The organism is Fusobacterium sp. JB019 (genome assembly GCA_030673965.1).
GTDB lineage: Bacteria > Fusobacteriota > Fusobacteriia > Fusobacteriales > Fusobacteriaceae > Fusobacterium_B.
The window spans coordinates 45548-70823 of record JAUTCN010000022.1 but is presented as its reverse complement, the minus strand read 5'-3'; the positions used below and the strand labels follow the sequence as shown (position 1 = coordinate 70823).

Below are 25276 nucleotides of genomic sequence, written 5' to 3'. Positions count from 1 at the left end.
CACCCTTTAAATGTCAAAGTAAATTTCAATATTTTATAATTCTAAAAATCTTAAATCTTCTATTGTTGTTATCTTTATATTGGAATAATCACCTTCTATTATTTTTACATTTCCATAATATTTTTCAACTAAAGAAGAATCATCTGTTCCTAAAAAATTATCATTCAAAGCTTTTTCATAAGCTTCTTTTAATATTCTTCCTCTAAAAACTTGAGGAGTTTGAGCTAAATATAAGGTTGACCTCTCAGGAGTTCTTTCTATTAATTTATCTTTTTTCAACTGTTTAACAGTGTCTTTAACTGGTACTCCAATAATTGCCCCTGATAATTTTTGATTATTTTTTAATTCTCTTATAGTTTTTTCTAAATATTCCTCTTTGAAAAAAGGTCTTACTCCATCTTGTATGGCAATTATTGAATCCTTCGAACAATATTTTAATGCATTATAAATAGATTCTTGCCTTTCTTTTCCACCTTTTATAATAGCTTTAACCTTTTTCAATTTATACATTTCACATAAATTAGAAACTTCATCTATTAAATCTTCTTTTGTAACAACAATTATATTTTTCACTAAATTTGATTTTTCTCCCACTTCTAAAACATTTATAAACAAAGGTTTATCTTTATATTTCAAAAACTGTTTAGGGAAAGAAAGCCCCATTCTTTTTCCTTGCCCTGCTGCTGCAACTATTAAAGTACATTCTATTTCAGAGTTACTACTATGCAACCAACACCACCTTCTCCTTGTCCTCCAAATCTAAATTCTTTAACATATCTACATTCTTTAAGATAAGAAACAACTCCTTTTCTTAGAGCTCCTGTACCGTTTCCTGTGATAACTTGAACTTCCTTATATCCATTTAACATAGCAGTATCAAAATAAGATTCTAAGTCATATACTGATTCTTCAACCATTTTACCTCTTAAATCAATTTTAGATTTTACCATAGATTTATTATGAGATATCACAGAAGTATATGTTTTTTTCTTTTTACTTATAATTTTACTAACATCATCTAGGGAAACTTCTAATTTTAATATTCCAGCTTGAATAAATACTGTTTCTTTAACTTTATTTATTTTTAAAATATCTGCATATTGTTTTAAACTTTTAACAAAAACTTTCTCTCCTTCTTTTATATCTATTTTTCTAGCTATTTTAGGTTTTATTTCTACATTTTTCTTTTTATCATCTTTTAAAGAACTTCTAAGCATATTTAAACTTTTTTGAACATTTTTTGCATCTATTTTTTTTGCTTCTTCTGATTGAATTTTTTTAACTAAAGCTGCTGCTTTATTTTGCATTTCTTTCATCATATTATCAGCTTTTTCATAAGCTTCTTTTAATATTTTATTTTTTTCAATTTCTAATTTTCTTAGCTTTTCTTCATACTCTTGTTTATCAGCCAAAGCTTTTCTTTTTAGCCTATCTACTTCTACTTGCATAATTTCAAGTTCTTCTGATTTAGTTTTTATATTACTAATCATTTTTTCTACTTTTTTATTCTCATCACTTATATAAGATTCTGCTTTATTTATAACTTCTTCTGAAACTCCTAACCTTCTTGCTATAGTTAAAGCATTACTCTCCCCTGGAATTCCTATCAATAATTTATATGTAGGAGATAATGTTTGAGAATTAAATTCCATTGAAGCTGTTTCAATTTCTTCTTCATTATAACCATAAGCTTTTACTTCACTATAGTGAGTAGTTATAATTGATTTTGATTTCTTATCTTTTAAATAATCTATTACTGCCATTGCAAAAGCTGACCCCTCAACTGGATCTGTTCCTGAACCTAATTCATCTAACAAAACTAAACTATTTTTAGAAACACCTGACAATATTTTCTGAACATTTGTTAAGTGAGCTGAAAAAGATGACAATGACTGTTCTATACTTTGCTCATCACCTATATCCGCATAAACATTCTCAAAAAATCCAACACTTGAATCCGGACTTGCTGGAATTGGGATTCCTGATAAAGCCATCAAAGTAAGTAATCCCGCAACTTTTAAAGCTACTGTTTTACCTCCTGTATTTGGACCTGTTATTAATAAAGTATTATATTTTTTTCCTATTTCAAAAGTAAGAGGAACAACCTTATCTTTTGGTATAAAAGGATGTCTTCCACTTATTATATTTAATTGTTCTCTTGTGTTAATTTCAGGAATATTGCATTCTAAGTCAATAGAAAATTTTGATTTTCCATTAAGAAAGTCCAATTCTAAACAAACTTCAGAAACCTTAGAAATAGTGTCAATATTCATTCTAACTTGATCAGTTAACCTTAATAATATTTTTCTTATTTCTTCTCTTTCTCTAGCTTCTAATTCCCTCATCTTATTATTCAAAGAAACTACAGCTAAAGGTTCTATAAATACTGTCTGACCACTTGAAGATCTGTCATGTTCTATCCCTTTAATTAATCCTTTAAAATCTGTTTTTATCGGAATTACATTTCTTCCATCACGAACTGTTATTATTTTTTCCTGAATTGCCTTTGATAAATTATCATTTGAAAACATATCTTCAAATTTTCTTTTTATATTAGAAGATAATAATTTTTTATGAGATCTTAAATCTCTTAAATCTAGAGAAGCCTCATCTTTTATATTTTTTTCATTATCAATAGTTTTATTAATAATATCTTCTATATATTTTAGTGTTTCTATCTTGGAATATTTATTTCTTAATTCTTTATATTTATCTAATTCTTCTAATTTATTCTTAAATAATCTAAATAATCTTAAATTTTGATTAATAAAAAATAACTCATCTGGTTCAAAAAACATTCCAATTAATTCACATTTTTTTAAAAGATTTGTTATATCAGTCAATCCTGACAATTCAATTCCTCCATCATACTTTGAAAAATCTATAAAATCTTTTAAAATATTAAAATCTTTCCTTAATAAGTTAACTTCTTTGTATATTGATAAATTCTTAGATTTATTCTTAGAACTTTCCGTTACCATATATTCACTTAAAACATTTTTTAATTTATTAAATTCTAAAACATCATAACTATGTGTATTCAATTTTTTCTCCTTCTTTCTCTTTTTCTCATTGATATTATACCATAAGTGCATTCACAATTAAACTTTATAGAATAGTTTTCTCTAAAATTTTCTTGATATTATATCAATATAGTGATATAATATCTTGCAATATTGTTTAAAAGGGGGTGCTACAATGAAAAGATGTGAAGTTAGTGGTAAAGGAATGACTTTCGGACACCAAGTTTCTCACTCTCATAGAGCAACTAACAGAGTATGGAAACCAAATCTTCAACCAGTTGTAATAACTGTTAATGGAAAATCTCTTAAAGTTAAAGTTTGTACTAAAGTTTTAAAAACTTTAAAATCAGCTACTGAAGTTGAAACTATGCAAATATTAAAAGCAAATAAAAATAATTTAAGCCCTAGAATTCAAAAATTCTTAAGCAAATAATTTTATTTTAAAATTTTATGAGAAATAAAAAAAAGACAACTTATTATATATAGTATGTCTTTTTTTTATTTCTCTTTTAATATATTCTTAATCCTACAAGCAAACAACTTTCTATATATGGGATATTATTTTTATTTAAATATTCTAAAATTTCTCTACTTTCTGCTCCTGGTTGAATAACTATATTTTTAAACTTTTTTTTATTTTCTTTTAATAATTTTATTCCAGCCCTAGGATTAATACATAAATCTAAAACATCTATCTCAAATCCAACATCATTTATACTTTCTAATTCTTTTCCAACGGAAGCAACTTTATATCCTCCTGCTAGTAATTCTTTTTTTATTTTACATGCATATTTTCTTTCATTTAAAGTATCTCCAACAACAACAAAATTTTTCATTTTCATTGTTTCTTTCAAATCCATCTTTGCCTCCTTTTTCTCTCCAAAAAATAAAAAAAGAACGACCATCACTCGTTCTTCCTTTATGAGATAAGGGGAGAATTTCTATTAACATCTTTTATTCATTTTCACCATTATGACGATAAATTTTTTAAAAAAGTTTAAATTTAATTTATATTATATTAATGACATATCTTTATTTTTATTGTATAATATTAATATATAATAAATTAAAACTCTAAGGAGGTTATAACTATGTCAATCATAAATATAACTAAAGATAATTTTGAAGCTGAAGTTTTAAAATCTAATGATATTGTTATTTTAGATTTTTGGGCTACTTGGTGTGGACCTTGTAGAGCACTAGGACCTATACTAGAATCTTTTGTTAATAAAAATTCTAATATTAAAATAGGTAAAATCAATGTAGATGAAGAGGCTGAATTAGCTGGTAAATTTGAAATAATGAGTATTCCTACTTTAATAATTTATAAAAACGGAGAAATTATTAATAAATCTGTTGGGCTAGTTTCTGAAAGTAAAATATCTGAGTTAATTAAATAATTTTTTACTAAATAAGATTTAATAACAGAGATTAGAAGAATTCTAATCTCTGTTATTCTTTTAAGGAGGTATCTATGAACAATTTAAATCTGGATATATTTTTTCAAAGTTTATTTGCTAGTATGGGAACAAAACTTCCCGGCATTACTCTTAAACTTATTTGGATTTTAGTAATCCTTTTTTTATCTAAACCTATAGTTAATTTAATTGATAAAACCAGTAATATTCTTATGGAAAAACATAATGTTGATCCTTTATTAAAAACTTTTTCTCTTTCACTCTTACATATGATTACTTATATTTTTATATTTTTCTTGTTAATTGGGGGAATAGGAATTAGAGCAACCTCTTTAATAACTATACTTGGTACTGCTGGTATAGCAATAGGTTTAGCGCTTCAAGGAAGTTTAACTAATTTAGCTGGTGGAATTTTAATTTTATTATTCAAACCTTTTTACAAGGGTGATTATATCGAAAGCTCTTCTGGTTCAGGAATAGTTGATAGCATTCGTATTCTTTACACTACAATTGTAACCATTGATAATAAAAAAATTATTATTCCAAACGGAGCTTTGGCTAATTCTCCATTAACTAATCTTTCAAGAAATCCTGAAAGACGAATTGATTTAATAATTTCTGTAAATTATGATGCTGATATCAATTTAGTAAAAGACACTTTAAAAAAAATTGCTGATAGTCATGAAAAAGTATTACACAATAGAGGATACACAATTAGACTTATGTCACATAATGCTAGCTCTCTAGATTTTACATTTAGAGTCTGGACCTCTACTCCTAATTATTGGACAGTTAGATTTGATTTAATGGAGGAAGTTATTATTAAGTTTAGAGAAAATAATATCGAAATCCCTTATAACAAACTTGATATCTATAATAAAAGTTTTGAATTAGAAAAGCAATAAAAAAAGGTGCTGGTATAAAATATCAGCACCTTTTTTTTCATTATAATGAAATTTGATTTTTTTCAAAACACTTTTTCTTATCTTTTTTATGCTTTTTTCATTTTTTTCTTTATTTTTTTGTGAAAATATGATAAACTAATTGAAATTAAAAAAAAGTAGTGTTTTTTAAGTATTGTTGTTTGAAATTTTGGCACAAGCTTAAATAATAGGGAGGAAAAAATGTTTAACAAGTGGAATGAATTAAGTTTAGTAAAAAAAATAATAATAGGATTAATCGTAGGAATTGCTCTTGCCATAATAGCACCAAACCAATTAAAACCTATTCAATTATTAGGTACATTATTTGTTGGTGCACTAAAAGCGGTAGCGCCTATTTTAGTATTTTTCTTAGTTATCTCGGCGGTAGCTCAACATAAACCAGGACAAAAAACAAATATGAAATCTGTTATATTTTTATATCTAATTGGTACCCTTTCTGCTGGAATAGTTGCTGTTGTTGCAAGTTTTATATTTAAAGTAAAAATAGCATTGGGAGAAAGTGTTCAAAGTATAGCTCCTCCCAGTGGAGTAGCTGAAGTATTAAAAACATTATTATTAAATATTGTTGATAATCCTATAAACGCCCTATCAAATGCAAACTATATCGGAATTTTAGTTTGGGCTCTTTTATTAGGAGTTGCATTAAAGCATGCTCCTGATTCTACAAAAATTATGATTTCTAATTTTTCAGATGCTCTTTCTCAAATTGTTAAATGGGTAATAAGTTTAGCGCCATTTGGAATTGCTGGATTAGTTTTCACATCTATTTCAACTAGTGGGTTATCTTCTTTAATGCAATATGGTAGATTGCTTGTTCTTTTATTAGGAGCTATGGGATTCATGGCATTAGTTGTTAATCCATTAATTACTTTTATTATGATCAAAGAAAATCCTTATCCTCTAGTTTTTAAATGTCTAAGACAAAGTGGAATAACTGCTTTCTTTACAAGAAGTTCTGCAGCAAACATTCCTGTTAATATGGATTTATGTGAAGAATTAAATCTAGACAAAGATATGTATTCTGTTTCTATTCCTTTAGGAGCTACTATCAATATGGCTGGAGCTGCGATTACAATATCTGTCCTTACTTTAGCAGCTGTTAATACTCTAGGTATACATGTTGATTTTGGAACTGCCGTTATACTAAGTGTCTTGTCCGCTGTGAGCGCCTGTGGTGCTTCTGGAGTTGCTGGAGGATCTCTTTTACTAATTCCATTAGCATGTAGTCTATTTGGAATACCTAATGATGTTGCCATGCAAGTTGTTGGTGTAGGATTTGTTATTGGAGTTATTCAAGATTCTGTCGAAACTGGTTTAAATTCTTCTACTGATGCTCTGTTTACAGCTGTTGCTGAATTTTCAGAGTGGAAAAAACAAGGAAGAGAAATAAAGATAAAATAATTTATTAAAATATTAAAAGAGACTACTGAACTTACCAAAAGTTTAAACAGTCTCTTTTTTGTGTGCTAAAATAAAAAACCTTGGAAATATAATCTCCAAGGTTTTTTTGTATATTTTCTCGACTTCTCCAAAGGATAAAATTATCTTTTTGAGAATTGAGGACTTCTTCTTGCTTTTCTTCTTCCGAATTTCTTTCTTTCAACCATTCTTGAGTCTCTAGTTAAGAATCCAGCTGCTTTTAAAGCTCCTTTTAAAGTTTCATCAGCTTCAACTAAAGCTCTAGAAACTCCATGTCTAATAGCTCCAGCTTGTCCTGAATTTCCTCCACCAAATACATTAACTATTACTTGATATTTATCTAAAGTTTCTGTTAATGATAATGGTTGTTCAACTATTTTAGATAAGATTTCTCTTCCTCCAAAATAATCCTTCATATCTTTTCCATTTATAACTATTCCCTTTTCTCCAGGAATTAATCTTACTCTTGCTACAGAAGTTTTTCTTCTACCTGTTCCTCTAAATTGATTCATTTCTGCCACTGTTCAATACCCCCTTACATTTCTACCTTTGTAGGTTTTTGTGCAACATGTCCGTGCTCAGCTCCTACAAATAGTCTTAGTCTTGTTAATTGTTCTCTTCCTAACTTATTTTTTGGAAGCATTCTTTTTACAGCTAGCATTAAAGCATCTTCTGGCTTAGCTTCTATAATTTCCCCTAAAGTTCTTTTGCTAATTCCACCAGGGAATCCAGAATGTCTATAATAAAGTTTGTCTTTCATTTTATTTCCAGTTGTTGCTATTTTTTCAATATTAGTAACTACTACATAGTCTCCACCGTCAATATGTGGTGTGAAAGAAACTTTTTCTTTTCCCATTAATTTTTTAGCAATTTCTACAGCTAATCTTCCTAATACTACGCCTTCAGCGTCGTAATGGAACCACTCTCTTACTACATCTTCTTTTCTTTGCATTTCAGTGTATTTCTTCACTTTATCCTCCTAAAATTTCAGTTATATATTTTTATATAACGCAACGGTCCTTTGTGGGAAAGGTACATTTACCTTAAGATTATATATGAATTTTCTTTTGATGTCAATAGTTTTATTTAATTATTCCATTACTTTAGACTTTATTAATTCATATATTTGTTCACCAAAAATAGAACTTATTGTCGTCTTATATGCTTCTACAAATGGAATATAGTTTTTTTCAGAAAAACCGTTTGGATTTTTTTTTCTAAATAGACTACTTTCTAACATTTCTATATTTATACAGGGAATTTCATAATAGTTTTCTATTGTAAAACTATTTGTAAAATCATCAGGTAATGTAATATAAATTTTAGATTTATCATCTTCTATTAATATTTCCATTGGCCATAGAGAACAAACTAAAGGTTTATACTGCCATATTTCTTTCTCTTTCATCTTCTTATTTAAGCAAATTGAGTGAATACTACATAAAGTTTTTCTATCCTTCGTTCTATATGCATAAAAACACATTTCAGTCTCTTCTTCTACATGAGATATAATTTCTCTTTCATCTTCTTTTTCTAACTCTTCTTTTAATTCTTTTTTACAATAACCTAACTCTTCTGCTATATCATAATTCTTAGTAATTTTATTAAATTCTTTTAAATTATCCTTTAAAAATTTTTTTGTATTTTCCTCTAATAGCGAAGGGCTATCTGCACAACAGTCATTTACACAATTAAAACAATCAAAATTACATAATTTGCCAAAACTTTCATAATCAATTACTGCATTATATTTTTTTTCTTTTATTGTAATCTCACATTCTATTGTATCTATAGAATCAAAATATCTTCTAGCTAACTTTTCTTTTTCTAAAGATACCTTGTAAATTTTTTCACCTTTTGGGTGGTTTAAAAACAAAAAGTAATTCATTTTAAATCCTTTCTAAATAATTTTTATTTTTGTCTGTATACATATAATTTTATTTTTTCAATGAAAAAGCACTAGTCCACTACCTAGCGCTTTTCTTCTAATTATTTATCTAATCCTACTGTAAACTTTAATCTTGCAAATCCTCTCTTAATAGCATTTGCTTTAAATTTACTTATCTCAGATTTTTCTACTAATTCATCTGCAGAAGCTATTTGAATTTTTGATAATTCTCCAAAATTTTCTACTAAAATTTCAATATCTTTATCATTAATTTTTCCAAATTTATTTAATATTCTATATCCTTTAGGACTTATTCTATTGTCTAATTTAGAAACCGACTTTCCAAATCCCAATATAGTAGAAATCTTAACCAAATCTAACATTTCACTATTATCTAATTCTGAAATTTCTAATTCTATATTTTTTATTTCTTCTTCGCTTTTATAGGTATAGTAATCATTTAAAAATTCTTCCTTTTCTTCCTTGGTTCCTCTCAATAAATCTTCTAACTGAAGACTTATTAATCTACCTTCTGTTCCAAGTTCTATTATACAATCAAAAGCTTCTTTTTTTATCCTCTTTAACATTTCAAATTTTTGTAAAACAGTACATACGTCTTCAACTGTAACCATATCATCTAATTCTAATATAGTTAAATTTCCTAAACTTCTTTCCAAAACATTTCTATATCTTTCCAAAGTATTTAAGGCTTGAGCTGCTTCATTAGTTAATTCAAGTAAACTTCTTAGTTTATATCTTATTTCCCCTTTATATAGAGTCAAAACTCTTTTTCTTTCTGAAATAGCAATGGTTAATCTATCTAATTGTTTAGCTATTCTTTGAGCTGTTCTATGTCTTGTTCCACTTTCATCTGTAGTATATCTCTTGTCCGGTTGTAAATGAACATTTGCATATAATATTTTTTCTATACTCTCATCTAGTACTATTGCTCCATCCATTTTAGATAACTCAAATAGTCTTTCAGGACTATAATCACAGTTTAAAAAAAAACCTCCATCTAAAACTTTTTCAACTTCTTCGTCCATCCCTATAACAATTAAAGCTCCCTTTCTTCCATCAAGGATGCTATCTAAGCCTTCTCTAAGTCTTGTTCCTGGTCTTACAAAACTGAATATTTCTTTCATTTCTGATTTTTCCATACTCTACATCCTTTCTAGAAATTCTTCTATATTCTTTAGATAAATTATTTTCAAATTATAATTTTTCTTTTCTATTTCTTTTCTATTAGCTTCGGGAATATAAACTCCCTTAAAGCCTAATTTTTCTAGCTCTGCTAATCTTTTATCAATAAAAAAAGCTTTTCTAATTTCTCCTCTTAATCCCAACTCTCCTACAGCTGCAATTTTTTGACTAATTTCAACATTTCTATAAATAGACAATAAAGATATTAAAGCTCCTAAATCTGCTGCTGGATCTTTTATAGCTATTCCTCCTGGAATATTTAAAAATACATCTTTATTTCCTATATTTAAACCCATTCTTTTTTCACCAATAGCCATTAAAATTTGAAATCTATTTCTGTCAAAGCCTTGTATGATTCTTTTAGGTATACCTATATTGTTTCCTTCAGTTAATAACGTTTGTACTTCTAAAAGAAAAACCTTTGTTCCTTCTAAAACAGGAACTATCATACTTCCTATATTTTTTTCATTTCTTTCACTTATAAAAAATTCTGATGAATTCTTTATTTCTTTCAAGCCTTCTTCATCCATACTAAAAACAGCCAACTCATTAGTTGATCCAAATCTATTTTTAGTACTTCTCAATATTCTATAAAACAAACCTTCTTCACCTTCAAAATTAAAAACAGCATCTACCATATGCTCTAATAATTTAGGACCTGCAACTTTCCCCTCCTTAGTTATATGTCCTACAATAAAAAAACACACTCCTGTTTTTTTAGCAATTTCAACTATTTTTAATGTTGATTCTCTTATTTGACTAGGTGATCCTGAAACTGACATACTATTTTCACTTGAGATAGTTTGAATAGAATCTATTATTATTATCTTAGGTTTTTTAAAAGTAATATACTCTACTATTTTTTCAATAACAACTTCTGCCATTAAATATAAATTAGAATTATCTATTCCTAGCCTTTCTCCTCTACTTTTAATCTGACCTAAAGATTCTTCACCAGAAACATATAATATATCCCCATATTGACAATATTCTGAAGCCATTTGAAGAAGAAGAGTTGATTTTCCTATACCAGGATTTCCTGTTATTAAAACAACCTCTCCCTGTACTAAGCCTCCTCCTAATAATCTATCTATTTCTTTCACAGAAGTTTTATATCTAAAATTTTCTTCTATTTTTATTTCATTAAAAGAAGATACATTTTTTTCTATATCAGCTAAAGAAAAATTTTTATTTATTTTTTTTTCTTCATATTCTTCAAAAGTATCCCACTCTCCACAACTAGGACATTTTCCTATCCATTTTGAAGTTTTATATCCACATTCTTGACAAGTATATACAATTTTTTCTTTAGCCATATTTTCACCTTATTTTTTCTTAGGACTATACAATTTCCCTCTCTCTAAAAGTTTTTTTTCTATTTTTTCATCTACATAACAAGTTACTTTTCCTCCATATCTTGCTATTTCTCTTGCCGCTGTTGAACTAACATGCATATATTCCTTAAATGCAGGTAAAAATACTGTATCCACTTTATTTTCAGATATCATCAAGTTTCCATCAGCAAAATACAACTCTAAACCGCAATCTTCAATCGTTCTTATCCCTCTAACTATGACTTGTAATTTATTTTCAAGTAAATAATTAACAATTAATCCTTCATAAGTATCAATCTGAATATTATTATACTCTTTAAATAATTCTTCTAACATAGCCTTTCTTTCTTCTAAATTAAACCAATATTTTTTCTCACTATTATTTCCAATAACAACTATTAACTTATCGAACATTTTACTTGCTCTTTCAATAATATTCTGATGTCCTAAAGTTATAGGATCAAAACTACCAGAATAAACTCCTACTTTCAAATTTATTCCCCCTATTTTTCTAGTAATATATCATAACCTGATTTATTGTTTATCTCTTCTACTACAAACTTTAAGTATTTTCCTCTTTTTTTAAAATACTCCTTTAAAATATCAAAATAAACTTCTTTTATTTTATCTATTATTTCCTTTGTAGATAATAAACATACTATTTTTATATCCATTTCCTTAGAAACTTCTTTAAGTTCTCTTATTATCATTTCTATTGTTCCTTCTATAGATCTCACTTTTCCTAATCCATTACATCTTGGACAATCTGTTTGATAAAAATAACTTAAATTTCTTCCTACTCTTTTTCTTGTCATTTCAATTAATCCTAAATCAGTAAAATGGACTATATTATTCTTTAATCTGTCCTTTTTTAATTCTGAATCTAATTGTTGAATAACTAAATCTTTATCTTCTTGTAATTTCATATCTATAAAATCTATTATAATAATTCCACTTAAATTCCTTATTCTTAATTGTTTAGGTATCTCTCTAGCTGCTTCTAAGTTTGTATTTAATACTGTTTTTTCCAAATTATAGCTTCCAGTATTTCTTCCTGTATTAATATCAATACTTATAAGAGCTTCAGTTTTTTCTATAACTAAATATCCTCCACAATCTAACCATACTTCTTTTTGAAGAGCTTTTTCTATTTCCTTATCTATGTTATATTCTTCAAATATTTCATTTTCTCCATAGAATAGTTTAACTTTTGTTTTAGACTTTCCTTCACTAAAAGCATTAATATAATCAATTATTTCTAAATAAACCTCTTCATTATCTACTATAATTTCGTCTATGTTGCTATTTAAAATATCTCTTAATATTTTTATTACAATATCATTATCATTATATAAAATTTCTCCTACTTTAGATTTTGATATTCTTTTTTCAATATCTTGCCATTTTTTAACTAAATAACTTATTTCTCTTTCAAAATGGTATACAGATTTCCCTCTAGCAGCTGTTCTTATTATGACTCCCATCTTGTTTGGCATTATTTCTTCAAATATTTTTTGAAGCCGTTGTCTCTCATCTTCATTTGAAATTTTCTTAGAAATTGCAATATGATCACTGTTAGGCATCAATACTAGGTATTTTCCTGGTATTGTAAAATTGGTTGTAACTCTCGCTCCTTTATTCCCTCTAGGAACATTCAAAACTTGAACTACAACTTGATCACCAACAGTTAATAAATCTTCTATAGGTTTTTCACTATTTACTAACCCATTTAAATATTTTTCCTCAAATTCTCTTAAATCATCAACAAAAAGAAAACTATTTTTTTTTAAGCCTATATCAACAAAAGCTGACTCCATTCCAGGAAGAACATTTGCTACTCTTCCCTTATAAATGTTTTTTATTATATTTGACTCATCATCTCGCTCATTAAAAATTTCTACAACCCTATCATCTTCTATGATTGCTGCTTTTCTTTGAAAAGTATTTACACTAATAACAATTCTATTCATAACATTCACTCAATTCCTGTTGTAATATTTTATCTCTACTATATTCTACCCCATTAACTATTACTTTGTCCACTGTTAAGCTGTTATTTATTTTCATCTTCAAAGCTTTTAATCTTTTTTTATTTCTTTTATTTATCCCTATTATTTTAGAGATATTTTTTTCACAAGTCTCCACATCTAAATTATTTTCTTTATTTTCAATTTTATTCAAAAAATTAAAATAAATCTCTCCATCAACTAATTCTTTAAATGCTGGATGAAAAGCTCCTTCTACAGATACCCCACCATTTCTTAAATCTTCTGATGGTTGCAATCCCACTCTTATTATTTTTATTCCATTCAACTCTATAAGAGCGCATATTTTCCTACATCTTTTTATTGCTTCTTCCATTGATAATACTTTATATTCTCCTGCTTTATACATTCTTTCTAACTCTGTATCTTTTATTATTAATGTAGGATAAACTCTTACATTTATAGGATTTATTCTAACAACTATTTTAGCTGTTTCAAAATCTTTTTCAAATGTCGACCCTGGTAATCCAGGCATAATTTGAATCCCCAAATCAATCCCATAACTTTTTATCATGTTGCAAGCTTTATAAACAGATTCTATTTCATAATATCTAGCACTTTTTTTTAACACTTCTTCATCAAAAGATTGAACTCCTAATTCAATAGTTGTCACTTTATATTTTTTTAACTGATCCATTACCTCTTTATTTATATAATCTGGTCTAGTTGAAAGCCTTATTCCTTGAACTAAGCCTTTATCTAAATATTTTTTTACAACTTCTAAATATTCCTTTTGTCTCCCTAAAGATATTCCTGTAAATGTTCCTCCAAAAAATGCTACTTCTTTATATGAAGTTTCAGGTAATATTCTTAAATATTCCTCTATAATATTTTCTAAGTCTTTATTAGTAACATCTGTTTCTCTTCCATTAATCTTTACTTGATTACAAAAAACACAGGCATTAGGGCACCCAAAATGACTTATAAAAACAGGAATGTTATAATGTTTCATTTTTAATTTCCTTTATTTTTTTTAATAAATCTTTAGCAGCTGCGTGCTCTGCAACTTTTTTACTTTTCCCTATTCCATATCCTTCTTCATCTTGTCCTATTTTGACTACAATTTCAAAAGTTTTTTTGTGATCAGGTCCTGATTCTTTTACAACAGTATAAGTTGGAACAATCTTATATTTTTTTTGAACAAATTCTTGAAGAGTTGTTTTATAATCTGTTATTTCTTCATCTTCATCAAAATGCTCTATTTCATATTTTAAAAATTTTATTCCTACTCTTTTAGCTTCTTCAAAATTAGAGTCAAGATAAATTGCTCCCATTACTGCTTCAAAAGTATCACATAGTGTAGAATTTCTATCTTGTCCACCAGTCATCAATTCACCTTTACTCAATCTTAAATACTTTCCTAAATCTAACTTTCTTGAAATTTTAGCAAAAACAGGCTCACTTACTACCATTGATTTAATTCTTGCTAAGTCTCCTTCAGTATAATCTTCGTTATGTAAATATAAATATTCTGCAACAGCAAGATCTAGAACCGCATCACCTAGCAGTTCTAGTCTCTCATTGTTTACTTTTTTATATCTCCTATTTTCATTTCCAAAAGATCTATGAAGAAGTGCATTTTTCAATAAATTAATATCTTTAAAAGAATGAGTTAACCTTTCTTCTAATGATTTTAAACTTAAATCGAATTTCACTTCAATATTCATTTTTCACTCCTTAATTAATCTTTATATTTTCTCATAACTATAACTGCATTATGTCCACCAAATCCTAATGAACTAGACATTCCTACATTAATCTCTTTTTCTTCTGCTTTATTTGGAGTGTAATTTAAATCACATTCTGGATCTGAATTTTCATAATTTGCTGTTGGAGGTATAATTCCTTCCTCTATACTTTTAGCAAGTATTACACCTTCTATTCCTCCTGCTCCTCCTAAAACATGACCTGTTGCTCCTTTTGTAGAAGAAACATTTAATTCATATGCATGTTGTCCAAAAACTTCTTTAATTGCAGCACTTTCATTTTTATCATTAAGCCCTGTAGAAGTACCATGAGCATTAATATAATCAACTTCTTCTAATTTTATGTTAGCTTCATTCAATGCCATTCTAAAAGCTCTTGCTGCTCCTTCTACAACAGGTGCTGTAATATGATGAGCATCACAAGTTTCTCCATACCCAACTACCTCTGCATAAATTTTAGCTCCTCTTTTTTTAGCTGATTCTAATTCTTCTAATATAAGAATCCCTGATCCTTCTCCCATAACAAAACCATCTCTATCAATAGTAAACGGTCTTGAAGCTTTTTCTGGATCTGGATTAGTAGATAAAGCTTTCATATTTGCAAATGAATTTAAGGCAAATTTAGTTATACAGCCTTCAGCTCCACCTGCTATCATCGAATCTGCTTTTCCTAGCTTAATTATTTCAAAAGCATCTCCAATAGAATGAGTTCCCGCTGCACATGCTGTAACTACAGATTTGTTAGGCCCTTTAGCCCCTGTATATATTGCTACATTACCCGCTGCCATATTAGCTATCATTGCTGGTATTGTAAAAGGAGATATTCTTCTTACTCCTTTGTTTAGCATTGACTCATATTGCTTTTCAAAAACTTCAATTCCTCCTATTCCAGAAGAAACTATTACTCCTACTTTTTCCGCATTTTTTTCATCTATTATTAAACCAGAATCTTCTATTGCCATTTTAGCTGCTGCTATTGCAAATTGAGTATTTCTAGCTACTTTTTTTAATTCTTTTTTTTCTATCCCAAATTCTAAAGGAGAAAAATCTCTTATTTCTGCAGCGCATTTAACTGAAGAATCAGAAGTATCAAAAGATTCTATTTTTTTAACTCCTGTTTTCCCCTCTTTTATAGCTGTCCAAGATTTTTCTAGTCCAGTTCCTAAAGCTGTAATAAGTCCTAAACCTGTAACTACAACTCTTCTCATAAAATCACCTCATAATCTATAATAAAATACCTTTAATTTTTTATAATTTTAAAGGGGATATTACGTATCCCCTTTAACTTTTAGTTCTTATTTGCTTCGATGTAATCTATAACGTCTTTTACAGTTTTAATTTTTTCTGCATCTGTATCAGGAATTTCTATATCAAATTCTTCTTCAAAAGCCATTATTAATTCAACTGTATCTAGTGAATCTGCTCCTAAATCATCAATAAAGTTTGCATCTACAGTAATTTGATCTGCATCTACTCCTAATTGCTCTACTACTATTTCTCTTATTTTTTCTAACATTAATATTCCTCCTAAAGTTTTTTATATTATTTAAATGTTTTCAATACCATATTACCAAATTTAACAATAGTTTTCAACAATTTATTATAAATTATCAATAGCTGAAAGGGAGTTTATATTTATAACCTTTAAGCTCTTATCTATTTTTCTAATAAGTCCAGATAATACTTTACCAGGTCCTATTTCATAAATTGTTTCTACTCCATTTTCCTTTAATTTCTCAATAGTATCTACCCATTTTACTGGCCCAAAGCTTTGATTATATATTTCTTCTTTTAATTCTTTTCCTGTAGAAATAAACTCTGCTGTTGTGTTTGCTACTAATTTTATATTAGTATCTTTAATTGTATAATTTTCTATTTCTTTTATTAATTTTTCTCCTGCAGGTTTCATAAGAGATGAATGAAAAGGTCCTGATACAGCAAGAGGCATTGCTCTTCTTGCCCCATTTTCCTTCAGTATTTCACATGCTTTTTCTATGGCTCCTTTTTCCCCTGCAATTACTGTTTGCTTAGGTTCATTAAAGTTAACTGCTTCAATTGTTCCAGGAATTGTTGTTAAGATCTCTTGTATCTTATTTACAGGCATCCCTATTATTGCAGCCATTCCTCCATTTACTTTTTCAGCTATTTCATTCATTACTTCTCCTCTAAAAGAAGTTAACTTAACAGCTTCATCTAGATTTAAAAATCCTGCAGAACCTATTGCTGCATATTCTCCAACTGAATGACCTGCTACAAAATCAGGATTAATTCCTTTGCTTTTTAATAACTTATCTAAAATTAAACTCATCGCAACTATTGCTGGTTGAGTATATTTTGTTTTCTTTAAAACTTCTTCTGGCCCATCAAACATAGGTGTTTTTAAATCAAAAGAAAGATTTTCAAAAATTTTATCATATTCTTGTTTTGCTAAAGTATTATTTTCATAAATATCTTTTCCCATCCCAACGAATTGACTTCCTTGACCTGGAAAAACAAAAGCTATTTTCCCCATTAAAATTCTCCTTGTTTTTTATAATTACATATGTAATTTTATCATAGTTTTATCTTTATTTCAATATATTTTAAAACTATTTACTCCATCTCATTATTAAAGAACCATATGTTAAACCTGCTCCAAATCCTGTTAAAGCTATTAAATCTCCTTTTTTCAATCTTCCTTCTTCTATTGCTTCAGCCATAGCTATCCCAATTGAGGCTGCAGAAGTATTTCCATATTTCTCAAGATTTATATATACTTTTTCATATGGAATACCTAGTTTTTTAGCTGCAGATTTAATTATTCTTAAATTTGCTTGATGAGGAAAAACTATATCAATATCTTTTAAGTCTATCTTTCCTTGTTTTGCTGCTTCTTTTGTTGCATGTGGTAATGCTCTTACTGCAAATTTAAAAACATCTGTTCCATTCATTTCTATAAAATGTTCTCTATTATCAAATCTCTCTTGAGTCATAGGATATCTAGTTCCACCAGCTTTTATTCTTAAAGTTCCATCTGTTACTCCTTCTGTTCCAAGATAAGAAGAAATTATTCCATAACCTTCTTCAACTTCTCCTAAAACTGCGGCAGCGGCTCCATCGCCAAATAAAATTCCTGTATTTCTATCTTTCATATCTATTATTCTTGAAATAGATTCTGCTGCAATAACTAAAATATTTTTATACATTCCTGCTTGTAACATTGCTTTTCCTACTGTTAAAGAATATATAAAACCGCTACAAGCTGCCTCTAAATCAAATGCTGCTGCATTTACAGCTCCTAACTTACTTTGAATTAAAGAAGAACAATTTTGAGCTCTATAATCAGGAGTGCATGTAGCTAAAATTATTAAATCAACATCTTCTGCCTTCATATTAGCATCATCCAAAGCTTTTTTAGCTGCTCCAACTCCTAAGTCAGATGTTCCTTCGTTTTCACCTGCATATCTTCTTTCTTTTATTCCTGTTCTTGTTGTGATCCACTCATCTGATGTATCTACCAATTTTTCCCAATCTGCATTAGTCATTATTCTTTCAGGAACGTACTTCCCAAACCCTAAGATTCCAACACTCTTCAAAGCTATTTACCTCCAGTTATTCTTAATTGTTATTAATTTTATTTTTTAATTTCTCTACAAATTTGTTATTTGCAAAACTATCTGCAACTATTATAGCATTTTTTATACCTATATAATCAGAATTTCCATGAGCTTTTATTGAAATTCCATTCAGACCTAAAAATAAAGCTCCACCATATTCAGATGAATCTAATTTATTCTTCATACTTTTCAATGCTTTTTTCAAAAAAATTACTCCTATTTTTGCAAAAAAACTCTTCTTAATTTCTTCTTTTAAAACCGAAAATATATAATTTGCAACACCTTCACTTGTTTTTAAAACCATATTTCCTGTAAAGCCATCAGAAACAATAACATCTACATCTCCAAACATCATTTCTCTACTTTCTATATTACCCACAAAATTTATTTCTTTGTTTTCTTTTAATAAATCAAAAGCTTGTCTAGTAACTTCGTTTCCTTTTCCTTCTTCACTTCCTATGTTTAAAAGAGAAACTTTAGGAAAATCGATCTTTAAAATTTCTTTAGCAAATTCAGTTCCCATAATTGCAAATTGATTTATATACTCAGGTTTTGTATCCGCAGTTGCTCCTACATCCATAAAAACAATTTTTCCTTTTTTTGAAGGAAATACTGTAGCTATTGCTGGTCTTAATATTCCTTTTATTCTTCTTAATTTAAGTTGACTAGCTGAAATCAATGCTCCTGTATTTCCTGCTGATACAAAAGCATCCGCTTCTCCTTTCTTTACTAAACCTAACCCTACATTTATAGAAGAATTTTTTTTCTCTCTAACTGCTGCTACAGGTTCATCATCCATCTTGATTATTTCATCTGCATTAACTATAGTTAATCTTTTATCTGAAAAATTCATTTCTTTTAATATTTCAGATAATTTATTTTCCTGTCCAACAACGATTATCTCTATATCTTTTTTTTCTTCTAACGCTTTCTTTATTCCTTTTAATACTTCTTTACTACCTTTATCTCCGCCCATACCATCTACAACTATTTTCATCTTTCACCTCTAAAAAAATTTCTTTTTCTATATTTTAACATAAAACTTTTATTTTTTCTTAAAGAAATTCTTTTAATCAAAACCTTCCTTAAATAATTTTTATTTTTTTCTATTTGAATTACTTCCTATATCCTATTTCATTAAGATTTAGCAAATATTTATTTTTTATAAAATTACAAAAAATAAAAAAAGCAAGTTGGTTAATTCCTCTTGCTTTTTTTATTTAGTCTAAATTACTCAGCTGAATTTAGTACTTGTTTTCCGTTATAGTCTCCACATTCTAAACATACTCTATGAGGTCTTTTTGTAGCTCCACATTTTTCACAAGTAACTAAAGTAGTTCCTGCAATTGCATGGTGAGATCTTCTCATATTTTTTTTAGCTTTTGAAGTCTTTTTCTTAGGTACTGCCATCTCAGTTTCCCCTCCTCACAACTTTCTTATTTTAATTTTTTATTTCAATGTCCAACAATCCCATCCATCTCGGATCTGGTTGGTCTTCTCCATATTTTTTTAAATATGTATCGTCTAAACATCCTCCATTACACTTAGGATATAGAGGAATATCTAAAATAATTTGCTCTCTTATAAATTCTAAAATGTCAATTTCTTCATTTTTAATTTCGAAATAATTATCACTAATCATAATATCTTTTTCACTCAATGATTTTTGATAATTAAAATAATCTTCTTCTTTTAGAAATATCCCGTAAAACTTCTTTTTTTCTAATTTTATAACAATATCTTCTAGACATCTTACACATGAAGATTTTATATTAGCTGAATAACTTCCTTCAACTATATATTCATTTTCAACTTTAGAAACCGAACCATTTATATGGACATCTCCGTCTAAAAATATACCCTCAATATCTGATAAACTTAAGTCAAATCTTTTTAAATCCTTTGTGATAAAATCTTTTAATTCAATCTTCAACTATAGCCCTCCATTATTGTGATACCTAGTTATTTTACACGGTTTTTAGATTAATGTCAAGTATAATTCTTTATACATTAAATAAAAATTCCATCAAATCTCCATCTTTAACAATATAATCTTTACCTTCCACTCTCATTACTCCAGCTTCTTGAGCTCCTTTCCATCCTGAATATTTAACAAAATCTTCATACGAGCATACCTTAGCTCTTATAAAGCCTCTTTCAAAGTCAGTATGTATTACTCCTGCCGCTTGAGGTGCAGAGTCTCCTATCTTAATTGTCCAAGATCTTACTTCTTTAACTCCAGCAGTAAAATAAGTCTGTAATCCTAACAATTTAAATCCTGCCTTTATTAATCTATTTAATCCCGCTTCTTGCACTCCTAAACTTTCTAAAAATTCAGCTTGATCTTCTTCTTCCATTTCTTGAAGTTCTTCTTCAACTTTGGCAGAAACTATTACTACTTCAGAATTTAAATTTTTTGCATATTCTTTAACTTGATCAACATATTGATTTCCATCAGCTAAGTCATCTTCTGAAACATTTGTAACAAACAGCATTGGTTTGATAGTTAAAAACTGATAAACTTTTAATAAATTTATTTCATCTTCTGTTAAAGTTAATGTTTTTAATAATTTTTCTTGATTTAAATGATCTAGACATTTTTCTAAAACTGGAACCAATTTCATTGCTTCTTTATTTTTAGCAACTAATAATTTTTTATTTTTCTCTAAAGCTCTTTCAACAGTTTCTAAGTCAGCTAAAATAAGCTCTCCATTAATTACATTTATATCTCTTAATGGGTTAACTTCTCCATTTACATGAACTACATTTTCATCAGCAAAACATCTAACAACCTGACAAATAGCCGCTGTTCCTCTTATATTTGACAAGAATTTGTTTCCTAATCCTTCCCCTTTAGAAGCCCCTTCTACTAAGCCAGCTATATCTACAAATTCAACGGTTGCATTTACAACTCTATTAGGATTAATTATCTTAGATAATTCTTCTAATCTTTCATCTGGAACTGTTACCATACCTACATTTGGCTCTATAGTACAAAAAGGATAATTAGCTGCTTCTGCTGCTCCTGCTTTTGTTATTGCATTAAATAATGTTGACTTACCTACATTTGGTAACCCAACTATTCCTATTCCTATCATTTCATATTCCTCCTGAAATTTATATTTACTATCAATTCTAACATATATAATTTTCTTTGTAAATAAAATTACATTTGAAAATATTTAAATCTTTATATTAATAAAAAGAATAACACAGATACCTGTGTTATCCTTTTTTTATAAAAATCCTTTATATTCTTTCATAACTAAATGGGCATCTATCTGTTGAACTGTATCTAAAGCAACTCCAACAACAATTATTATTCCTGTTCCCCCAAAGAAAACAGGTAATCCTAATGCTGTAAAAATTGCCATTGGTAAAATAGCAATAATAGCTAAGAAGATTGCTCCTCCCCATGTTATTCTTGTTACAACACCTTCTAAATATTCAACAGTTTCCTCACCAGGTCTAATTCCTGGGATAGTTCCTCCACCCTGTTTTAAATTATCCGCTACTTTTTCAGGATCAAATATTATAGCTGTATAGAAAAATGAAAAGAACACTATTATTAATGCATATAAAATCATATAAACAGGATGTTTCTGATTAAAGATTAAAACAATATAATCTCTAAATGGAAATGTTACTGGCAAAGCTTTTGTTATTAATGTTGGTATCATCATTAATACAGAAGCGAAAATTACCGGCATAACCCCTGAAGTATTTAATTTTAATGGAATATATGAATTTTGTGCCATTCCTCCTTGTCTTCCAAAACCTTTTCCAACATAATGTACTGGGATTTTTCTTTGCCCAAGTTGAAATATTACTATTCCTGTTACAGTTAGTATTGCAGCTATTGCAACAGCAATAAAAACTGGTATTATAAATTTACTTCCTTTCATTAATTGTATTGTTTGAACAATACTAGATGGTCCTCTTGAAATAACATTCAAAAATATTAGTAAAGAAACACCATTTCCTATACCATTAACTGATATTTGCTCTCCTACCCACATCAAAAACACTGTTCCTGCTGTAAGTATTGTTACTGTTACTAGCATAAATTTAAAACCTGGATTAATCACTAATCCTGAGGATGTAAGCCAAACACAAACTCCTATTCCTTGCATTATAGTTATTAGTATTGTCACATACCTTGTCCATTGATTAATTTTATTTCTACCTGATTCTCCCTCTTTTTGAATCTCTTCAATTTTAGGAATAATAACTCCAAGTAAACTAAAAACAATAGACGCATTGATATATGGAACTATTCCTAAAGCAAAAATAGAAATTCTTTGAAAAGCTCCCCCTGAAAACATATTGATAAACCCTAATAAGTCATTTTGAGATGTCATTGCTGTCAATCTCTCTATGTCTATGCCTGGAGCAGGGATAAAAGTCCCCACTCTAGCAACAAGGAACATCAACAAGGTAAAAACAATTCTTGCTTTTAATTCAGGAATACCCATGATTCCTTTTAACTTCGTATTAAAGCTTTCCATTAAAGTCAAAGTTTTTCACCTCGCTTATCATAGTCAAAACTATTTATTATTTTTAGCTACGTCTGCAAAAGTTTTTACTTCTATAATTTCAACAACTCCATTAACAGCTTCAATTGCTTTTTGAGCAGATTTAGAAACTTTGTGAGCTTTTACTGATACTTTTTTATCAAGAGTACCATTTCCTAAAACTTTTACTCCGTCTAACATTTTTTTAACTAATCCAGTTTCAAATAATATTTCTGGAGTTACAACTGTACCTTCTTCAAATCTGTTTAAAGTATCTAAATTAATAATAGCATACTCTTTTTTGAATGGATAGTTACTGAATCCTCTCTTAGGAGCTCTTTGGATTATTGGCATTTGTCCACCTTCAAAACCTGGTCTAGTTCCTCCACCTGATCTTGATTTTTGTCCATTACTTCCTTTTCCTGAAGTTTTTCCCCAACCTGAAGATTCTCCTCTTCCTACTCTTTTTCTATTTTTTCTTGGTACAGAAGGTTGTAATTCATTTAATTTCATTTATTATTGCACCTCCTCTACATCAAGTAAATAAGAAACTAAAGCTATTTTCCCCATAATATCTGGAGTTGCTTCGTGTTCCACTACACTATTCATTTTCTTAAGCCCTAGCGACTTTACAGTTGCTATGTGGTTAGGCTTTCTTCCTATTATACTTTTTGCAAGTCTTATTTTAACCTTTGCCATTTTTCTAAACCTCCTAGCCTAAGATTTCCTTAACAGTTTTCCCTCTTAAAGCTGCAACCTCTTCGGCTGTTCTTAATATTCTTAAACCCTCAATTGTAGCTCTTGCAACGTTATGTTTATTTTTTGATCCTTTGATTTTAGTTAAAATATTATGTATTCCAACTAACTCAAGGATTTCTCTACATGATGATCCTGAAATAACTCCAGTACCTTCATATGCAGGTGCCATCCATATAGTTGTTGCTCCCCATCTTCCTTCAACTTCGTGAGGAATTGTTCTTCCTTTAAGAGAAACATCTATCATGTTTTTCTTAGCAGCAGCAATTGCTTTTTTTATTGCATCAGGAACACCGTTGGCTTTTCCTAATCCTAATCCTATTTTTCCTTCTTTATTTCCTACAGCAGCTAATACTGAGAAAGATATTGTTCTTCCTCCTTTAGTTGTCTTAGATACTCTAGAAATTTTTAATAGTTTTTCTTCAAACTCTTTTTCTTCTCTTTTATCCATTACTTTAGACAAGTGAAATCCTCCTCTCTAATAAAATTAGAAGTTTAATCCGTTTTCTCTAGCTGATTCTGCAAGAGCGGATACTCTTCCTGTATAATTATATCCTGATCTATCAAATACAATATTTTTTATATCTTTTGATACAGCTCTTTCCGCGATTAACTTCCCAACAGCTTTAGCAGCTTCTATATTTCCACCATTAGCAATTGTTCCTTTTATTTCTTTATCAACAGTTGATGCAGAAACTAAAGTAACTCCATTAATATCATCTATTAATTGAGCAAACATATTTGCGTTTGATCTGTATATTGAAAGTCTTGGTCTTTCTGCTGTACCAGAAATTTTATTTCTGATTGATAAGTGTTTTCTAACTCTAACAGCTTGTCTATCTACTTTCTTAAACAACTCACTTACCTCCTTATTTTAGCTAAATACTATGATTTTTTACCTTCTTTTCTTCTAATAACTTCATCCTCATATTTAACTCCTTTTCCTTTATAAGGTTCAGGAGCTCTTTTTGATCTGATATTTGCTGCAACTTGTCCAACAATATCTTTTTCAATTCCTTCAACTACAACTGTAGTATTTTTATCTACTGAGAATTTTATATTTTCAACTGGATCAATTATAACTGGATGTGAATATCCTAAAGATAATTCTAATCCGTTTCCTTTAACAGCTGCTCTATATCCAACCCCTACTAATTTTAGAGTTTTTTTGAATCCTTCACTTACACCAACAACCATGTTGTGAATAAGTGCTCTTGTAGTTCCATGTAAAGCTCTTATGAATCTTTCTTCATTAGGTCTTTCTATAACCACATGATCATTTTCTATTTTTATTACCATTTCTTTGTTAAATTCTTTTGTTAAAGTACCCTTAGGTCCTTTTACAGTTACTACATTATTAGCATCAACTGTAACAGTCACCCCAGCAGGTACCACTATAGGTAGTTTACCTATTCTAGACATTAATGGAC

General features: G+C 28.5%; 30 protein-coding genes. 4 read left to right on the top strand and 26 right to left on the bottom strand.

Features of this window, described 5'->3' with window-relative positions; genetic code table 11:
- Nucleotides 1-33 precede the first annotated feature (33 nt).
- Complete coding sequence (ispD, locus tag Q7K47_10595; GenBank protein MDP0507639.1) at nt 34-729, bottom strand: 2-C-methyl-D-erythritol 4-phosphate cytidylyltransferase; 696 nt, start codon at nt 727-729, stop codon at nt 34-36.
- The gene (locus Q7K47_10590) at nt 705-3044 is read right to left on the bottom strand and encodes an endonuclease MutS2 (protein MDP0507638.1); all 2340 of its coding nucleotides are present in this window, start codon (nt 3042-3044) and stop codon (nt 705-707) included. Before Q7K47_10590 ends, ispD begins: the two co-directional genes overlap by 25 nt.
- A gap of 154 nt (nt 3045-3198) precedes the next feature.
- Here Q7K47_10590 and rpmB point away from each other — a divergent pair, with 154 nt between their 5' ends.
- Nucleotides 3199-3456: a 50S ribosomal protein L28 gene (gene rpmB / locus Q7K47_10585; GenBank protein ID MDP0507637.1), complete on the top strand. Its 258-nt coding sequence runs from the start codon at nt 3199-3201 to the stop codon at nt 3454-3456.
- Nucleotides 3457-3532: 76 nt separating this feature from the next.
- On the opposite strand, the gene Q7K47_10580 is transcribed toward rpmB, so the two are convergent.
- Nucleotides 3533-3883, bottom strand: coding sequence for a CoA-binding protein (locus Q7K47_10580; protein MDP0507636.1), 351 nt, complete (start codon nt 3881-3883; stop codon nt 3533-3535).
- 231 nt (nt 3884-4114) lie between these two features.
- Here Q7K47_10580 and trxA point away from each other — a divergent pair, with 231 nt between their 5' ends.
- The 3 genes from trxA (at nt 4115) to sstT (ending at nt 6786) form a co-directional block, all read left to right on the top strand.
- Complete coding sequence (gene trxA, locus Q7K47_10575; GenBank protein MDP0507635.1) at nt 4115-4423, top strand: thioredoxin; 309 nt, start codon at nt 4115-4117, stop codon at nt 4421-4423.
- A gap of 74 nt (nt 4424-4497) precedes the next feature.
- A complete protein-coding gene (locus Q7K47_10570; protein ID MDP0507634.1) occupies nt 4498-5346 on the top strand; it encodes a mechanosensitive ion channel in 849 nt (282 codons plus the stop codon).
- A gap of 219 nt (nt 5347-5565) precedes the next feature.
- Nucleotides 5566-6786 (top strand): serine/threonine transporter SstT, encoded by a 1221-nt coding sequence (sstT, locus tag Q7K47_10565; GenBank protein ID MDP0507633.1) that lies wholly within the window; start codon nt 5566-5568, stop codon nt 6784-6786.
- A 140-nt stretch (nt 6787-6926) separates the two neighbouring features.
- On the opposite strand, the gene rpsI is transcribed toward sstT, so the two are convergent.
- From rpsI to rplF, 23 genes are all read right to left on the bottom strand, one after another.
- Nucleotides 6927-7316: a 30S ribosomal protein S9 gene (rpsI, locus tag Q7K47_10560; GenBank protein ID MDP0507632.1), complete on the bottom strand. Its 390-nt coding sequence runs from the start codon at nt 7314-7316 to the stop codon at nt 6927-6929.
- Between the two features lie 23 nt (nt 7317-7339).
- Complete coding sequence (gene rplM / locus Q7K47_10555; protein MDP0507631.1) at nt 7340-7774, bottom strand: 50S ribosomal protein L13; 435 nt, start codon at nt 7772-7774, stop codon at nt 7340-7342.
- A gap of 120 nt (nt 7775-7894) precedes the next feature.
- Nucleotides 7895-8692 carry a hypothetical protein gene (locus Q7K47_10550; GenBank protein ID MDP0507630.1) on the bottom strand — a complete coding sequence of 266 codons (798 nt, stop codon included), beginning with the start codon at nt 8690-8692 and terminating at the stop codon, nt 7895-7897.
- 101 nt (nt 8693-8793) lie between these two features.
- Nucleotides 8794-9852: a DNA integrity scanning diadenylate cyclase DisA gene (gene disA / locus Q7K47_10545; protein ID MDP0507629.1), complete on the bottom strand. Its 1059-nt coding sequence runs from the start codon at nt 9850-9852 to the stop codon at nt 8794-8796.
- A gap of 3 nt (nt 9853-9855) precedes the next feature.
- On the bottom strand, nt 9856-11211 hold the full coding sequence (gene radA / locus Q7K47_10540; protein MDP0507628.1) for a DNA repair protein RadA: 1356 nt from the start codon (nt 11209-11211) through the stop codon (nt 9856-9858).
- A gap of 9 nt (nt 11212-11220) precedes the next feature.
- Nucleotides 11221-11721, bottom strand: a complete 501-nt coding sequence (gene coaD, locus Q7K47_10535; protein MDP0507627.1) for a pantetheine-phosphate adenylyltransferase — start codon at nt 11719-11721, stop codon at nt 11221-11223.
- 11 nt (nt 11722-11732) lie between these two features.
- On the bottom strand, nt 11733-13199 hold the full coding sequence (locus tag Q7K47_10530; protein MDP0507626.1) for an Rne/Rng family ribonuclease: 1467 nt from the start codon (nt 13197-13199) through the stop codon (nt 11733-11735).
- A complete protein-coding gene (locus Q7K47_10525; GenBank protein MDP0507625.1) occupies nt 13192-14226 on the bottom strand; it encodes a radical SAM protein in 1035 nt (344 codons plus the stop codon). The genes Q7K47_10530 and Q7K47_10525 overlap by 8 nt, the downstream gene beginning before the upstream one ends.
- The gene (gene rnc / locus Q7K47_10520) at nt 14213-14941 is read right to left on the bottom strand and encodes a ribonuclease III (GenBank protein MDP0507624.1); all 729 of its coding nucleotides are present in this window, start codon (nt 14939-14941) and stop codon (nt 14213-14215) included. Before rnc ends, Q7K47_10525 begins: the two co-directional genes overlap by 14 nt.
- 14 nt (nt 14942-14955) lie before the next feature.
- Nucleotides 14956-16188, bottom strand: a complete 1233-nt coding sequence (fabF, locus tag Q7K47_10515; protein ID MDP0507623.1) for a beta-ketoacyl-ACP synthase II — start codon at nt 16186-16188, stop codon at nt 14956-14958.
- An 80-nt stretch (nt 16189-16268) separates the two neighbouring features.
- On the bottom strand, nt 16269-16496 hold the full coding sequence (locus tag Q7K47_10510) for an acyl carrier protein (protein MDP0507622.1): 228 nt from the start codon (nt 16494-16496) through the stop codon (nt 16269-16271).
- An 84-nt stretch (nt 16497-16580) separates the two neighbouring features.
- Nucleotides 16581-17492 (bottom strand): ACP S-malonyltransferase, encoded by a 912-nt coding sequence (fabD, locus tag Q7K47_10505; GenBank protein MDP0507621.1) that lies wholly within the window; start codon nt 17490-17492, stop codon nt 16581-16583.
- A gap of 76 nt (nt 17493-17568) precedes the next feature.
- Nucleotides 17569-18555 carry a beta-ketoacyl-ACP synthase III gene (locus Q7K47_10500; protein MDP0507620.1) on the bottom strand — a complete coding sequence of 329 codons (987 nt, stop codon included), beginning with the start codon at nt 18553-18555 and terminating at the stop codon, nt 17569-17571.
- A gap of 22 nt (nt 18556-18577) precedes the next feature.
- The gene (plsX, locus tag Q7K47_10495) at nt 18578-19573 is read right to left on the bottom strand and encodes a phosphate acyltransferase PlsX (protein MDP0507619.1); all 996 of its coding nucleotides are present in this window, start codon (nt 19571-19573) and stop codon (nt 18578-18580) included.
- A 233-nt stretch (nt 19574-19806) separates the two neighbouring features.
- Nucleotides 19807-19986 (bottom strand): 50S ribosomal protein L32, encoded by a 180-nt coding sequence (gene rpmF / locus Q7K47_10490; protein ID MDP0507618.1) that lies wholly within the window; start codon nt 19984-19986, stop codon nt 19807-19809.
- 31 nt (nt 19987-20017) lie between these two features.
- Nucleotides 20018-20509, bottom strand: coding sequence for a DUF177 domain-containing protein (locus Q7K47_10485; protein MDP0507617.1), 492 nt, complete (start codon nt 20507-20509; stop codon nt 20018-20020).
- A gap of 70 nt (nt 20510-20579) precedes the next feature.
- On the bottom strand, nt 20580-21674 hold the full coding sequence (ychF, locus tag Q7K47_10480; protein ID MDP0507616.1) for a redox-regulated ATPase YchF: 1095 nt from the start codon (nt 21672-21674) through the stop codon (nt 20580-20582).
- Between the two features lie 138 nt (nt 21675-21812).
- Nucleotides 21813-23093, bottom strand: coding sequence for a preprotein translocase subunit SecY (gene secY / locus Q7K47_10475; protein MDP0507615.1), 1281 nt, complete (start codon nt 23091-23093; stop codon nt 21813-21815).
- Nucleotides 23094-23123: 30 nt separating this feature from the next.
- A complete protein-coding gene (gene rplO, locus Q7K47_10470) occupies nt 23124-23603 on the bottom strand; it encodes a 50S ribosomal protein L15 (protein MDP0507614.1) in 480 nt (159 codons plus the stop codon).
- 3 nt (nt 23604-23606) lie between these two features.
- Nucleotides 23607-23789 carry a 50S ribosomal protein L30 gene (gene rpmD / locus Q7K47_10465; GenBank protein MDP0507613.1) on the bottom strand — a complete coding sequence of 61 codons (183 nt, stop codon included), beginning with the start codon at nt 23787-23789 and terminating at the stop codon, nt 23607-23609.
- A gap of 13 nt (nt 23790-23802) precedes the next feature.
- Nucleotides 23803-24297, bottom strand: coding sequence for a 30S ribosomal protein S5 (rpsE, locus tag Q7K47_10460; GenBank protein ID MDP0507612.1), 495 nt, complete (start codon nt 24295-24297; stop codon nt 23803-23805).
- Nucleotides 24298-24333: 36 nt separating this feature from the next.
- Nucleotides 24334-24702, bottom strand: a complete 369-nt coding sequence (gene rplR / locus Q7K47_10455; GenBank protein ID MDP0507611.1) for a 50S ribosomal protein L18 — start codon at nt 24700-24702, stop codon at nt 24334-24336.
- A 29-nt stretch (nt 24703-24731) separates the two neighbouring features.
- A complete protein-coding gene (gene rplF / locus Q7K47_10450; GenBank protein MDP0507610.1) occupies nt 24732-25268 on the bottom strand; it encodes a 50S ribosomal protein L6 in 537 nt (178 codons plus the stop codon).
- Nucleotides 25269-25276: the final 8 nt, after the last annotated feature.

Bases quoted from the DNA above. Each gene is read 5' to 3' on its own strand.
- Q7K47_10550 (MDP0507630.1), bottom strand. From the start codon at position 8,692: ATGAATTACTTTTTGTTTTTAAACCACCCAAAAGGTGAAAAAATTTAC.
- fabF (MDP0507623.1), bottom strand. From the start codon at position 16,188: ATGAGAAGAGTTGTAGTTACAGGTTTAGGACTTATTACAGCTTTAGGA.
- rplO (MDP0507614.1), bottom strand. From the start codon at position 23,603: ATGAAATTAAATGAATTACAACCTTCTGTACCAAGAAAAAATAGAAAA.
- rpmD (MDP0507613.1), bottom strand. From the start codon at position 23,789: ATGGCAAAGGTTAAAATAAGACTTGCAAAAAGTATAATAGGAAGAAAG.
- rplF (MDP0507610.1), bottom strand. From the start codon at position 25,268: ATGTCTAGAATAGGTAAACTACCTATAGTGGTACCTGCTGGGGTGACT.
- Q7K47_10525 (MDP0507625.1), bottom strand. From the start codon at position 14,226: ATGAAACATTATAACATTCCTGTTTTTATAAGTCATTTTGGGTGCCCT.
- Q7K47_10510 (MDP0507622.1), bottom strand. From the start codon at position 16,496: ATGTTAGAAAAAATAAGAGAAATAGTAGTAGAGCAATTAGGAGTAGAT.
- rpsE (MDP0507612.1), bottom strand. From the start codon at position 24,297: ATGGATAAAAGAGAAGAAAAAGAGTTTGAAGAAAAACTATTAAAAATT.
- rnc (MDP0507624.1), bottom strand. From the start codon at position 14,941: ATGAATATTGAAGTGAAATTCGATTTAAGTTTAAAATCATTAGAAGAA.
- Q7K47_10580 (MDP0507636.1), bottom strand. From the start codon at position 3,883: ATGGATTTGAAAGAAACAATGAAAATGAAAAATTTTGTTGTTGTTGGA.
- trxA (MDP0507635.1), top strand. From the start codon at position 4,115: ATGTCAATCATAAATATAACTAAAGATAATTTTGAAGCTGAAGTTTTA.
- radA (MDP0507628.1), bottom strand. From the start codon at position 11,211: ATGGCTAAAGAAAAAATTGTATATACTTGTCAAGAATGTGGATATAAA.
- rpmB (MDP0507637.1), top strand. From the start codon at position 3,199: ATGAAAAGATGTGAAGTTAGTGGTAAAGGAATGACTTTCGGACACCAA.
- disA (MDP0507629.1), bottom strand. From the start codon at position 9,852: ATGGAAAAATCAGAAATGAAAGAAATATTCAGTTTTGTAAGACCAGGA.
- ychF (MDP0507616.1), bottom strand. From the start codon at position 21,674: ATGATAGGAATAGGAATAGTTGGGTTACCAAATGTAGGTAAGTCAACA.
- sstT (MDP0507633.1), top strand. From the start codon at position 5,566: ATGTTTAACAAGTGGAATGAATTAAGTTTAGTAAAAAAAATAATAATA.
- Q7K47_10530 (MDP0507626.1), bottom strand. From the start codon at position 13,199: ATGAATAGAATTGTTATTAGTGTAAATACTTTTCAAAGAAAAGCAGCA.
- plsX (MDP0507619.1), bottom strand. From the start codon at position 19,573: ATGAAAATAGTTGTAGATGGTATGGGCGGAGATAAAGGTAGTAAAGAA.
- rpsI (MDP0507632.1), bottom strand. From the start codon at position 7,316: ATGAATCAATTTAGAGGAACAGGTAGAAGAAAAACTTCTGTAGCAAGA.
- Q7K47_10570 (MDP0507634.1), top strand. From the start codon at position 4,498: ATGAACAATTTAAATCTGGATATATTTTTTCAAAGTTTATTTGCTAGT.
- fabD (MDP0507621.1), bottom strand. From the start codon at position 17,492: ATGGGGAAAATAGCTTTTGTTTTTCCAGGTCAAGGAAGTCAATTCGTT.
- rpmF (MDP0507618.1), bottom strand. From the start codon at position 19,986: ATGGCAGTACCTAAGAAAAAGACTTCAAAAGCTAAAAAAAATATGAGA.